Consider the following 12,186-nt stretch of genomic DNA (forward strand, 5'->3'; position numbering starts at 1 on the left):
TCATCGCCGGCCCCGTGCCGGCCGATGACACACCCGAGGACGATCCCGGAGGGATGCTGATCGTGCATATCGCCGACATCACCATGTTCTATGCCCCGGCCAGCGGCGGCGTGAGAACCTATCTTGATGCCAAACACCGCCGCCTCGACGCCATGGCCGGCGTTCGCCACAGCCTGTTGATTCCCGGCGCCAGCGCCAGCCAGGTCAACGGCGTCTATCATGTTCCCGCGCCGCCTCTGCCCTTCGGCAACGGCTACCGGTTCCCGGTGCGCCTGGCCCCCTGGTGCAAGGAGCTGCGTCGCCTGCAACCCGACCTGATCGAGGTCGGCGACCCCTACCTCACCGCCTGGGCGGCCCTGGAGGCACGGCGCAAGCTCGATGTCCCGGTGATCGGCTTCTATCACTCCGACCTGCCGCTGCTGGTGAGCAACCGTATGGGCAATTGGTTCACGCCCAATGTCGAGGCCTACGTCAGCAAGCTCTACGGGCATTTCGACCGGGTACTGGCGCCCAGCCAGGTGATGGCCGACAAACTGCGCAGGCTGGGGGTCGAGAATGTGCATGTGCAACGCCTGGGGGTGGACCTGGTGCAATTTCACCCCGACAAGCGCGACCCAGGCCTGCGTGCCGAACTGGGCATCGCCGACAGCAGCCGCCTGCTGGTCTTCGCCGGCCGCGGCTCACGGGAAAAGAACCTGCCGGTACTGCTCGATTGCATGCAGGCACTCGGACAGCCCTACCACCTGCTACTGGTGGGTTCGAACATGCCACTCGGCGTGCCGGACAATGTCAGCGTGATAGACCACTTCTGCCCACCCGACGAGGTCGCCCGGCTACTGGCCAGCGCCGACCTGCTGGTACATGCCGGCGACCAGGAAACCTTCGGCCTGGTCATCCTCGAGGCCATGGCCAGCGCCACGCCCGTGGTGACCGTGCGTGCAGGCGCCTTCGGCGAAATCGTCAGCGAACACTGCGGTCGCCTGTGCCCACCCAACGATGGCCGCGCCATGGCCGCAGCCGTGCGCGAAGTCTTCGACAGCGGCGTGCGCCAGCTTGGCGGCCAGGCGCGTCGCCACGTGGAACGCCACTACAGCTGGGACAATGTGGTCAGTGGCCTGCTCCACCATTACCAGGCGGTGCTGGGCCACCCATTGCCGGTGCGCGCCCATGGCTGAGCCCACCGCCTCCCGACGCAGCCTGATGCTGGTGCTGCACGATGTGGCGCCGGAGACCTGGCCGGACTACCAACCCTTTGTCCAGGCGATCGACGACTTGGGTGGCGTGCCGATGACCTGGCTGGTGGTGCCGGATTTTCACCATCGCAACCCGCTCGCGTGCTCACCCAGCTTCTGCCGTCTGCTCGAACAGCGCCTGGCGCGTGGCGACGAACTGGCCCTGCACGGCTACTACCATGCCGACGACAGCCCTCCTCCACGTGGGCCGGGCGAATACTTCATGCGCCGGATCTACACGCATGAAGGCGAATTCCATGGGCTGGACCAGGCAAGCGCACTCGAGCGACTGCAGGCCGGACTTGCCTTGTTCGGGCAACAGGGCTGGCCGGTGGCGGGCTTCGTCGCCCCGGCCTGGCTGATGAGCGAAGGCACGCGCCAGGCCCTGCGCCAGTTGCCGCTACGCTACACCAGCACGCCACGACACCTGTACCGGCTGCCGGACTTCACCGCCTTCGATGCCCCTGGGTTGGTGTGGAGCGCGCGCAGCGCCTGGCGCCGCAAGTTGTCGAAAGTGATCAGCGACTGGCAGTGCCGCCGCTGGCGCGAAGCCCAAACCCTGCGCCTGGGCCTGCATCCGGTGGACATGCGCCACGCCAGCGCACGCAACTACTGGCTCGAGACCCTGCAGCAGTTGCTCGCGCAGGGCCGGGAGCCACTGACCAAGTCAGCCTGGCTGGAGCGCCAGGCCGTGCCATGAATCGGCTGGGCTGGCTGGGCCTGGCAATGCTGCTGGCGTTGTCGGTGCCCGCGCTGCTTGGCGGCCGCGACTTGCTCCCGCGCCTGCAATCCTTCGCCCCTGGGCTGATGGCGCTGCTGCTGGGCATGATCCTGTTGTGCTGGACTCTCAATGCCTTGCGCCTGCGCTTGCTGCTCGGTGAACAGGGCGCCCGGGTGGGCCGGATCCGCAGCCTGGGAGTGGTCATGGCCACCGAGTTCGCCATCTGTACCACGCCTGGCGGCACGGGCGGCCCACTGACCTTGATGGCCCTGCTGGCACGCGAACGTATCGCGCCCTCGCGTAGCGGCGCGGTGTTCGCCATGGACCAGTTGAACGACCTGCTGTTCTTCTTCTGCGCCATGCTGGCGATCGCCGCCTATGCCCTGTTCCACAGGCTCGGCCACAGCCAGGCGCACATGCTGATGGGCAGCGCCTTGCTGCTGTGCGCCGCGCTGGTCGGGATCGCCCTGCTGCTGCGTTATCGACGCGGGGTGATCCGCGGCAATGGCCGGTTACTGCGACGCCTGGGCATGTCACCGGCACGGCGGCGACGCTGGGCACGTAAAGTGCTGCGCTTCGCCCATGCCCTGGCCGATACCTGGCGCATGCCACGGCGTACACTGGCGCTGGTGTTCATCCTGACCTGCGCGCACTGGTGCCTGCGCTACAGCGTGCTGTACCTGGTGCTGCGAGGGTTGGGCGTAGAGCTGGCATGGATCCCGAGCTTTCTGGTGCAAATGCTGTCGCTCAGCGCGGGACAGTTCAGCCTGCTGCCGGGCGGCGCCGGCGCGGCAGAGCTGACTTCGGCGACCTTGTTGTCACCGCTGGTGGGCAGTTCGACGGCAGCGGCAGCGATTCTGATCTGGCGCGCGGTTACCTATTACTTCTATCTGCTGGCGGGTGGGCCGGTGTTCCTGTATCTGCTGGCGCGCCCACGGCAGGAACGGCGTCAGCAGACCGGTTGAGCCGCCCCCAGAGTTCGGCGGCACCAGGAAACTCGGTGCCGTCCTCGTCGCTCAGGGCCTCGGGGTCGAAGCGGGCCAGGCAGCCTTCGCCCAAGGTAGGCGGCGCCGAGGCGCCGGCCTTGTCACGTGGATCCGCCATGCGCAGGCCCTCGACTCAGTTGAACACCACAGTCTTGTTGCCATGCACCAGCACGCGGTCTTCCAGGTGATAGCGCAGGCCGCGGGCCAGGACCATCTTCTCCACGTCACGGCCAAAGCGGACCATGTCCTCGATGCTGTCGGCATGGCTGACCCGCACCACGTCCTGCTCGATGATGGGGCCGGCGTCCAGCTCTTCGGTCACGTAGTGGCAGGTCGCGCCGATCAGTTTCACGCCGCGCAGCGCCGCCTGGTGATAAGGCTTGGCGCCGACGAACGACGGCAGGAAGCTGTGGTGGATGTTGATGACCTTTTCCGCGTATGCCTGGCACAGCTGCGGCGGCAGGATCTGCATGTAGCGCGCCAGCACCACGGCATCGGCGCCGCACTCTTCGACCAGGCGCGAGACTTCGGCGAACGCCGGCTGCTTGTCCTTCGGATCGACCGGCACATGGTGGAACGGAATGCCGTGCCACTCGACCATGCTGCGCAGGTCGTTGTGGTTGGAGATAACGCACGGGATCTCGCAGTCCAATTCATCGGTGTGCCAACGGTGCAGCAGGTCCGCCAGGCAGTGCGACTCGCGGCTGGCCATCAATACCACGCGCTTCTTCTGTGCCGAATCGGTGATCCGCCAGGTCATGGAGAACTCTTCGGCGATCGGGGCGAATGCCTCGCGGAAAGCCTCGATACCGAACGGCAGGGACTCGGCGCGGATCTCATGGCGCATGAAGAACCAACCGCTCTGCTCGTCGGAATGGTGGCTGGCTTCGTTGATCCAGCCATTGTAGAGGGCCAGGAAATTACTGACTTTTGCCACGATGCCGACACGGTCGGGGCAAGCGATCACCAATCGATAGGTGCGCATGAGGGAGACTCCAGAACTTCGCAAAGGCGCACATTCTAGCGGCCTGCCAGGGAAAACGCAGTAATCATCTTTGCCTACGCGCACTGGCTCAACGGTTCGATCGCACAGGTCTATTCCTCTTTTCCCAAGGGGGAAATGGCGATTGCCCCGGGAAGATTGTAAATTTTTCTTAACCTAAAGACCGCGAAGTCATGCCCTACTATTAATTGAGTCATCAATTTTAAATTGTTTACTTGAGAGTATCCTCTGTCTATTATTGCCCCCACTGTCTCTCTCTGAACATGCATTAAGGAACACACCATGTCCCTGATCAACGAGTACCGCGCCACCGAAGAAGCTATCAAAGAACTTCAGGCCCGTCTGGCCAACCTGTCGCAAGACGGCAAACTGCAAAAAGAGCTGGAGTTCGAAAAGAAGCTGCGCGAGCTGATGGCCGAAAATGGCAAATCGCTGCGTGACGTGATCGCCCTGCTCGACCCAGAAAGCAAACTGAGCAAAGCCCCGCGCGGCGCGGTCAAGGCCACGGGCACCAAACGTGCGCGCAAGGTCAAGCAATACAAGAACCCGCACAATGGCGAGGTTATTGAAACCAAGGGTGGCAACCACAAAACCCTGAAAGAATGGAAAGCCAAGTGGGGCGGCGACGTCGTCGAAAGCTGGGCCACCCTGCTGGACTGATACGCTTAGGCGATTGGTTGCAACATGAAAACGCCGGCACTTGCCGGCGTTTTTGTTTATCTGCACATTTCAGAGCTGGTACTGCACTTTCAGTTTCTGGACATGGCACTCCCAAGCATGCAGCACCCGCCGTCCCACCTCGCTGGCATCAGCCAGACTGCTCTGGCATGCCTGCTCGAAATCAGCCAGGGTGTTCGGAGCACCATAAGTAGAATCAGTAAGACGTTGCTGGCAGAACGCATGCCAACGTGCCCGTTCTTGATCATCAAGGGTGTCGGAAAAGTTTCGCGCACGATAGCGGAACAGCAACTCCGGCAAGCGTGGATCATCGAACATCCATTGCCCCTTGGCCAACTGCTGTGGGTCCGTACATCGCACTTGCTCGCTAAGGCGCTTGTCCCGGTCGCCGAGGAAGCCCTCATACAACTGTTGCTCCGGGTCTTCGCTGGGTGCAAAGCCCTCTTCCTGATAGATGATCTCCAGCTTGTCTCGCCAAACAGCCTGCTGGTTGGCTAGCCGCTCCGCCTGTGCCTGCAACGTCGACAACTCGATTCCCAGACGTTGTTGATCGGCTGGACGCAGTACCGACAGCGGCGCCAACACCGGACAACGATTGATATGCACCAACTTCAGCGGTACCGGTAGTTCGCCCGGTGTCATATCTTCATGCCGCGTATACAAGCGCTGACGCAATGCTTGAGCGCTCTCCTGGAGCAGAGGCGAAGTGTCCTGTTGCAAGTCGCAAACTATCAGCGCATTGCGATTACGCGGGTGCCATGCCAATGGCAGCACCACACCGATATAGTTGCGCTGGGCCGAGAAACGTCCGGATACATGTACCAGGGGCTGCAATAGCCGGATCTGCTCCATGACCTTGTGCTTGCTGCGTAACTGGAACAACCAGTCATACAACCTGGGTTGCCTGTCGCGAATCAACCGTGCCAGGGCAATAGTCGCCCGCACGTCGGAAAGTGCTTCGTGGGCATGTCCGTGGTCGATGCCATTGGCCTTGCTCAACAGTTCCAGGCGCAAACTGGTACGCCCATCCTGTTGTGGCCAGACGATGCCCTCCGGGCGCAGCGCATAGGCTGTACGCACCACATCGATCAAGTCCCAGCGGCTGTTGCCACCCTGCCATTCACGGGCATAGGGGTCGAAGAAGTTGCGGTAGAGGCTGTAGCGGGTGACCTCATCGTCGAAGCGCAATGTGTTGTAGCCGGCGCCACAGGTGCCGGGCCGGGCCAGCTGCTCATGGATCCGCGTCATGAATTCGGCCTCGCACAGCCCCTGGCTGGCCAGCTGCTGCGGGGTGATGCCGGTCACCAGGCAGGCCGCCGGGTGCGGCAGGATATCGTCGGAGGGGCGGCAATAGAGGCTGACAGGCGCCTCGATCTCGTTGAGGTCGAGGTCGGTGCGCACGCCTGCTACCTGCAGTGGGCGGTCGCAGCGCGGATTGATACCGGTGGTTTCGTAGTCGTGCCAGAAAATGCTGGAGCTCACGGGGTCTTCCTGTTTCGAGGTCGACCAGAGTCTAACGGCACCTGCGCGGGCTGGGCCAGCCTCACACAGAGGCGTTCATGGGCCGGAAGCTGAAGAAGTCGCGCAGAGAGCGGACGAAGTCATCGTATTCCTGGGGTGCCTGCAGCAGCATGAAACCGGCATCGAAATGCCCTGGGGTCTCATCTTCGCGGCACCATAGGCAACTGCCGGTCAGGTTTATGAACTGCAGTCCACCGCCGGCCAGGGGAACCCGCAGTTGCAGCTCGAAGTCCGGCCCCACCAGCACCGGTAACTGGCTGATCAGCATCAGGCCGTCCTCCGACGCGTTGCCCAGATAGCCGATCTGCTGATCGGTGCAGCGGTTGAAGACCTTGAGCACGCAAGGCAGCTGATGGCGTTGTATGTGTCGCTCGATAAACATGATCGCAGTGAAGTCCTGTACCCGGAGCCAGGAATACAAGGTACTGGCGATGATCGTTACAACTCTCTAACAGATTAGTCCAGTCCGACGGACGGACTACATGAAATCATCGAGACCTTGGGATTAACGCCAAGGTGTAGTGCTCACCGGGCTGGCCACCGCTGCTTCGCTGCCACGCAAGTGCCCGAGCTTCTCCAGCGTTTGCAGGCGTGCCTGGGCGCGGTAGGCGTACTCGTTGCGCGGGTACTGTTGGATCAGGTACTGGTAGGTCTGCGCCGCATCGACGTAGAGTTTCTGGCGCTCCAAGCACTGCCCGCGCAGCAGCGACACTTCCGGGTGAATGAACGGACGGGCGCGGCTGGTACGGTCGACCTGCGACAGCTCCAGCATCACCTTTGCGCAATCGCCACGGTCGTAGGCGCGATAGGCGTTGTTCAGGTGGTGGTCCATGGACCAGCGGGTGCAGCCGACGACACTGGCCGCCATGGTCAAAACGATCAGGGTGCGCATGGGAATTCTCCTTTGATGGCAGTGTATCGGCCTTTCACGACAAATCTTCACAGGCTTTTGCAAGCATACCCCCGCCGTTCAAACGCAACTCGTCTTCGTGTGCCGGTAGTGCATCGGAACAATGACTACAGCGTAATTGAGGAGTAGCCTTTCGCTGCGCTTCACTATAGGAGTCTGTGCATGACCATCCGCCGTACCAAAATCGTCGCCACCCTTGGCCCCGCCAGCAATTCGCCGGAAGTGATCGAGCAGCTGATCCTCGCCGGCCTGGACGTGGCACGCTTGAACTTCTCCCACGGCACCCCGGACGAGCACAAGGCCCGCGCCCGCCTGATCCGCGACATCGCCGCCAAGAACGGCCGCCACGTCGCACTGCTGGGCGACCTGCAGGGTCCGAAGATCCGCATCGCCAAGTTCGCCAACAAGCGCATCGAACTGAAAGTCGGTGACAAGTTCACCTTCTCCACCGCCCACCCGCTCACCGAAGGCAACCAGGACATCGTCGGCATCGACTACCCCGACCTGGTCAAGGACTGCGGCGTCGGTGACGAACTGCTGCTCGACGATGGCCGCGTGGTCATGCGCGTCGAGACCGCCACTGCCGATGCCCTGCACTGCGTGGTGATCATCGGTGGCCCGCTGTCGGACCACAAAGGCATCAACCGCAAAGGTGGCGGCCTGACCGCGCCGGCCCTGACCGAAAAAGACAAGGCCGACATCAAGCTGGCCGCGGAAATGGACCTGGACTACCTGGCCGTATCGTTCCCGCGTGACGCCAGTGACATGGAATACGCGCGCAAGCTGCGTGACGAAGCCGGCGGCAGCGCCTGGCTGGTGGCCAAGATCGAACGCGCCGAAGCAGTGGCCGACGACGAGACCCTCGACCAGCTGATCCTCGCTTCCGACGCCGTCATGGTCGCCCGTGGCGACCTGGGCGTGGAAATCGGCGACGCCGAGCTGATCGCGATCCAGAAGAAGATCATCCAGCACGCCCGCCGCAACAACAAGGCGGTGATCGTGGCGACCCAGATGATGGAGTCGATGATCCAGAACCCGATGCCGACCCGCGCCGAAGTGTCCGACGTGGCCAACGCCGTGCTCGACAACACCGACGCGGTGATGCTCTCGGCCGAGAGCGCCGCCGGCAGCTACCCGATCGAGGCGGTCCAGGCCATGGCCCGCATCTGCTCGGGCGCCGAGAAACACCCGACCAGCCAGAAGTCCAGCCACCGCCTGCACACCACCTTCGAACGCTGCGACGAGAGCATCGCCCTGGCGGCCATGTATACCGCCAACCACTTCCCCGGCGTCAAGGCGATCATCGCCCTCACCGAAAGTGGCTATACCCCGCTGATCATGTCGCGCCTGCGTTCGCACGTGCCGATCTTCGCCCTGTCGCCGCACCGCGCCACCCAGGCCCGTGCCAACATGTTCCGCGGCGTCTACCCGATCGCCTTCGACCCGGCTTCGCTGCCGGCCGACAAGGTCAGCCAGGCGGCGGTCGACGAGCTGCTCAAGCGCGGCCTGGTCGAGCAAGGCGACTGGGTCATCCTGACCAAGGGTGACAGCTACCACACCATCGGTGGCACCAACGGCATGAAGATCCTGCATGTCGGTGATCCGCTGGTCGGCTGATCTGCCAGCAAAAGCCATCGCGGGGCGACCCGACTTGCCCCGCGATGGGTTCAGGCCTCAGGCGTGTTCAGTGAAAACATCCGCCAACACCTGATTCCGCGGCACCCCGGCAATGAACAGTCGACGCGCGAAGCGTTCGACACTCCCCGGCGCCCCGCACAGCAATGCCATGGTCTGGCGCGACGCCAGGCGCAAACCGGCCAGCGCCTCATCCAACTGCTCGGCCAGCACCAACTCCACCTTCACCCCTTCCAGCGCCTGCAACGCCTCGGCCAGGTAGTGCCCGGCTGGCGAGCGCGCCACATGCAGCAGCCGAATCTCGCCCTGATGCCCCTGGCGCAGCGCCTCGCGCAGAATGCCCCACAAAGGTGCCAGCCCGGTGCCCGCCGCCAGCAGCCACAAAGGCCGCGCCTGCCAGTCAGGGTCGTAGTGCAGCGCCCCGCCGCGCAGCTCGCCCAGCCTCAACGCATGGCCTACGTGCAACTGCCGGGCCCGGTCGCAAAACGCGCCGGGGCGGCTGCAATCCAGGTGAAACTCCAGCGCCTCATCCTCTCCCGGCAGGCTCGCCAGCGAGTAGGGGCGGGCCACGTCGCCACACCACAGCACCAGGTGCTGTCCAGCCTGGTAGCGCAGCGGCCGGCCTGGGCGCAGGCGCAGGCGCAGCACGTCGCCGAACCAGTCCAGGGCAACCACACTGGCCGGCAGGCCATCGTGCAGCGGGTCGAATAACGCCACCTGCAGGTCGCCGGCCACCGAGCACTGGCAGGCCAGGCGCCAGCCCTCGTCGTGCTGGGCGGCGCTCAGGGCCTCTGGCTTGGCATCCAGGGGCTGGCCATCGAGGCAACGCACCAGGCAGGCGTGGCAACTGCCAGCGCGGCAGCTATAGGGCACATTCAAGCCTGCCTCGTTGAGGGCATCGAGCAGATTGCTGCCGCTTGGCACTGCCCATTGGCGCTCGCCCACGTAAAGTTCGGGCATGGTCAGGTTTCTCATTCGATTCAAGATTTTCCGGGGGCGCTTTGCGCCCCATCGCCGGCAAGCCGGCTCCCACAGGGGCTGTGCATTGCCGGCGAAACGCTCCCGATACAACAGCATCGCATGTCATCAGCAAAAAGGATGCCCCTTCCCTGCCGACCTTGGTCCAGACCACGTGCAGGTGTTTCCGCAGGCGGGGCACGGTATACTGCCGCGCCTTTTTTGTGCCGGCCCGACCAGCCGGCGCCTTGCCAGGCGTTCCTGACATACAGGTATGCACTGTCGGAATGCCTTTACGAATGTTCCCGTCTTTAAGAGGAGCGCGCTGCATGACCGTGATCAAGCAAGACGACCTGATTCAGAGCGTCGCCGACGCCCTGCAATTCATCTCGTACTACCACCCCGTCGACTTCATCCAGGCGATGCACGAGGCCTACCTGCGTGAAGAGTCGCCTGCCGCGCGTGACTCGATCGCCCAGATCCTGATCAACTCGCGCATGTGCGCCACCGGCCACCGCCCGATCTGCCAGGACACCGGCATCGTCACCGTGTTCGTGCGCGTCGGCATGGACGTGCGCTGGGACGGCGCCACCCTGAGCGTCGACGACATGATCAACGAAGGTGTGCGCCGCGCCTACAACCTGCCCGAGAACGTCCTGCGCGCCTCGATCCTGGCCGACCCGGCCGGTGCACGCAAGAACACCAAGGACAACACCCCAGCCGTTATCCACTACTCGATCGTCCCAGGCGACAAGGTCGAGGTGGATGTCGCGGCCAAGGGCGGCGGTTCGGAAAACAAGTCGAAGATGGCCATGCTCAACCCGTCCGACTCGATCGTCGACTGGGTGCTCAAGACCGTCCCGACCATGGGCGCTGGCTGGTGCCCGCCTGGCATGCTTGGCATCGGCATCGGCGGCACCGCCGAGAAGGCCGCGGTGATGGCCAAGGAAGTGTTGATGGAATCCATCGACATCCATGAGCTGAAAGCCCGTGGCCCGCAGAACCGCCTCGAAGAGATCCGCCTGGAGCTGTTCGACAAGGTCAACCAGCTGGGCATCGGCGCCCAGGGCCTGGGCGGCCTGACCACCGTGCTCGACGTCAAGATCATGGACTACCCGACCCACGCCGCCTCCTTGCCGGTGTGCATGATCCCCAACTGCGCCGCCACCCGTCACGCCCACTTCGTGCTCGACGGCTCCGGCCCGGCCGAGCTGGAAGCGCCGTCGCTGGACGCCTACCCGGAAATCGTCTGGGAAGCCGGCCCGAGCGCCCGCCGCGTGAACCTCGACGAGATCACCCCGGAAGAAGTCGCCAGCTGGCAGCCAGGCGAGACCATCCTGCTCAACGGCAAGATGCTCACCGGCCGCGATGCCGCGCACAAGCGCATGGTCGAAATGCTCAACCGTGGTGAAGAGCTGCCGGTCGACCTCAAAGGTCGCTTCATCTACTACGTCGGCCCGGTCGACCCGGTCGGTGACGAAGTAGTCGGCCCAGCGGGCCCGACCACCGCCACGCGGATGGACAAGTTCACCCGGCAGATCCTCGAGCAGACCGGCCTCTTGGGCATGATCGGCAAGTCCGAACGTGGCCCGACCGCCATCGAAGCGATCAAGGACAACAAGGCCGTGTACCTGATGGCCGTCGGCGGCGCCGCCTACCTGGTGGCCCAGGCCATCCGCAAGTCGAAGGTCCTGGCCTTTGCCGAGCTGGGCATGGAAGCGATCTACGAGTTCGAAGTGAAGGACATGCCGGTCACCGTCGCGGTGGACAGCAAGGGTGAATCGGTGCATATCACCGGCCCTGCGCTGTGGCAGAGCAAGATCGCCGAAAGCCTGGCGGTGGAAGTGAAGTAAAGCACCGCTCGCCGTCAACGGAACGCCCGGCCCACGCCGGGCGTTTTCGTTTACGGCGCTCGCTTGAGCGACTCAGGAAAGATCATGCGGGCAGCGCCTTGAGCCAGAACGACATGATCTTGGCCGACTGCGCCTGCTCGTCGAGATCACGCCAATGGTAGGCGGTACGCAGCGAAGGCTCATGCAGAAAGCCGCGGTTGCGCCAGAACCCCTGCAGTGGCTTATAGTCCGCCGGGCGCCGCGGGTGCCCAGAGGGGCGCTCCACCGCACAAAACGCACAGGCATCGAACTCGGCCAGCTTGTGCGCATAGGACTCGCGCTCGATGAAGAAGCGTACGCCAAGTCCCTGCCCACGGTACGCCGGCAAAAGCACCGACTCGCCGAAGTAGTAGACCGAGGCCGGGTCGCGCCCCTGGGCGAGAAACGGTTGCTGCAGCTCGGAATCGACATCCACCAACGGCATGCCGGTGGCGGCGCCCACCACCTGGCTGCCGTCTAGCGCCAGCACCACCAGGCTGCGCCCGGATTCGGCGTAGCTGGCCAGGTAATCGGCCTGGTGACTCAGGGTGCTGTCCAGGAGATAGGGAAACTCGCGAAACAGCGTCAGACGCAAGCGCGCGAGGTCATCGATGTAAGGCGCTATGGCGGCGCCATGGAGCAAACGTATTTCCATGCGGGGCGGTCCTCCTG

At 63.8% G+C, this 12,186-nt stretch carries 13 protein-coding genes; 6 read left to right on the top strand and 7 right to left on the bottom strand.

Annotation, left to right across the window (positions count from 1 at the left end; all coding sequences use genetic code 11):
* Nucleotides 1-53: 53 nt before the first annotated feature.
* The 3 genes from gpgS to gpgF are packed head-to-tail and all read left to right on the top strand — an operon-like array spanning nt 54 to nt 2,918.
* Nucleotides 54-1,175: an N-acetylglucosaminyl phosphatidylglycerol synthase gene (gene gpgS / locus KSS90_RS20790; protein ID WP_217867087.1), complete on the top strand. Its 1,122-nt coding sequence runs from the start codon at nt 54-56 to the stop codon at nt 1,173-1,175.
* Nucleotides 1,168-1,932: an N-acetylglucosaminyl phosphatidylglycerol deacetylase gene (gene gpgD, locus KSS90_RS20795; protein WP_217867088.1), complete on the top strand. Its 765-nt coding sequence runs from the start codon at nt 1,168-1,170 to the stop codon at nt 1,930-1,932. The genes gpgS and gpgD overlap by 8 nt, the downstream gene beginning before the upstream one ends.
* Nucleotides 1,929-2,918: a glucosaminyl phosphatidylglycerol flippase gene (gpgF, locus tag KSS90_RS20800; protein ID WP_217867089.1), complete on the top strand. Its 990-nt coding sequence runs from the start codon at nt 1,929-1,931 to the stop codon at nt 2,916-2,918. The genes gpgD and gpgF overlap by 4 nt, the downstream gene beginning before the upstream one ends.
* Here the strand turns inward: gpgF and KSS90_RS25620 are convergent.
* Nucleotides 2,827-3,057 carry a hypothetical protein gene (locus KSS90_RS25620; RefSeq protein ID WP_225933100.1) on the bottom strand — a complete coding sequence of 77 codons (231 nt, stop codon included), beginning with the start codon at nt 3,055-3,057 and terminating at the stop codon, nt 2,827-2,829. The two genes, gpgF and KSS90_RS25620, sit on opposite strands and share 92 nt — an antisense overlap.
* Nucleotides 3,058-3,072: 15 nt before the next feature.
* Nucleotides 3,073-3,924, bottom strand: a complete 852-nt coding sequence (purU, locus tag KSS90_RS20805) for a formyltetrahydrofolate deformylase (protein WP_046856933.1) — start codon at nt 3,922-3,924, stop codon at nt 3,073-3,075.
* Between the two features lie 300 nt (nt 3,925-4,224).
* Between purU and mvaT the strand changes: the two genes are divergently transcribed.
* Nucleotides 4,225-4,602 (top strand): histone-like nucleoid-structuring protein MvaT, encoded by a 378-nt coding sequence (gene mvaT / locus KSS90_RS20810; RefSeq protein WP_050703899.1) that lies wholly within the window; start codon nt 4,225-4,227, stop codon nt 4,600-4,602.
* Between the two features lie 69 nt (nt 4,603-4,671).
* Here the strand turns inward: mvaT and sbcB are convergent, their stop codons facing one another.
* The 3 genes from sbcB to KSS90_RS20825 form a co-directional block, all read right to left on the bottom strand.
* Nucleotides 4,672-6,102, bottom strand: a complete 1,431-nt coding sequence (gene sbcB / locus KSS90_RS20815) for an exodeoxyribonuclease I (protein WP_217867090.1) — start codon at nt 6,100-6,102, stop codon at nt 4,672-4,674.
* Nucleotides 6,103-6,163: 61 nt separating this feature from the next.
* On the bottom strand, nt 6,164-6,523 hold the full coding sequence (locus KSS90_RS20820) for a PilZ domain-containing protein (protein ID WP_217867091.1): 360 nt from the start codon (nt 6,521-6,523) through the stop codon (nt 6,164-6,166).
* 123 nt (nt 6,524-6,646) lie between these two features.
* Complete coding sequence (locus tag KSS90_RS20825) at nt 6,647-7,033, bottom strand: tetratricopeptide repeat protein (RefSeq protein WP_217867092.1); 387 nt, start codon at nt 7,031-7,033, stop codon at nt 6,647-6,649.
* A gap of 180 nt (nt 7,034-7,213) precedes the next feature.
* On the opposite strand from KSS90_RS20825, the gene pyk reads away from it, so the two are divergent.
* Nucleotides 7,214-8,668 (top strand): pyruvate kinase, encoded by a 1,455-nt coding sequence (gene pyk / locus KSS90_RS20830; RefSeq protein WP_023631128.1) that lies wholly within the window; start codon nt 7,214-7,216, stop codon nt 8,666-8,668.
* Between the two features lie 57 nt (nt 8,669-8,725).
* Here the strand turns inward: pyk and KSS90_RS20835 are convergent, their stop codons facing one another.
* Nucleotides 8,726-9,646 (bottom strand): iron-sulfur-binding ferredoxin reductase, encoded by a 921-nt coding sequence (locus KSS90_RS20835; protein ID WP_217867093.1) that lies wholly within the window; start codon nt 9,644-9,646, stop codon nt 8,726-8,728.
* A gap of 326 nt (nt 9,647-9,972) precedes the next feature.
* Here KSS90_RS20835 and KSS90_RS20840 point away from each other — a divergent pair, with 326 nt between their 5' ends.
* Entirely contained in the window at nt 9,973-11,496 is a 1,524-nt protein-coding gene (locus KSS90_RS20840; RefSeq protein WP_217867094.1) for a fumarate hydratase, read from the top strand.
* An 82-nt stretch (nt 11,497-11,578) separates the two neighbouring features.
* On the opposite strand, the gene KSS90_RS20845 is transcribed toward KSS90_RS20840, so the two are convergent.
* On the bottom strand, nt 11,579-12,169 hold the full coding sequence (locus KSS90_RS20845; RefSeq protein WP_217867095.1) for a GNAT family acetyltransferase: 591 nt from the start codon (nt 12,167-12,169) through the stop codon (nt 11,579-11,581).
* Between the last annotated feature and the right edge of the window lie 17 nt (nt 12,170-12,186).

It is taken from the genome of Pseudomonas maumuensis (genome assembly GCF_019139675.1).
In the GTDB taxonomy this organism is placed as follows: domain Bacteria; phylum Pseudomonadota; class Gammaproteobacteria; order Pseudomonadales; family Pseudomonadaceae; genus Aquipseudomonas; species Aquipseudomonas maumuensis.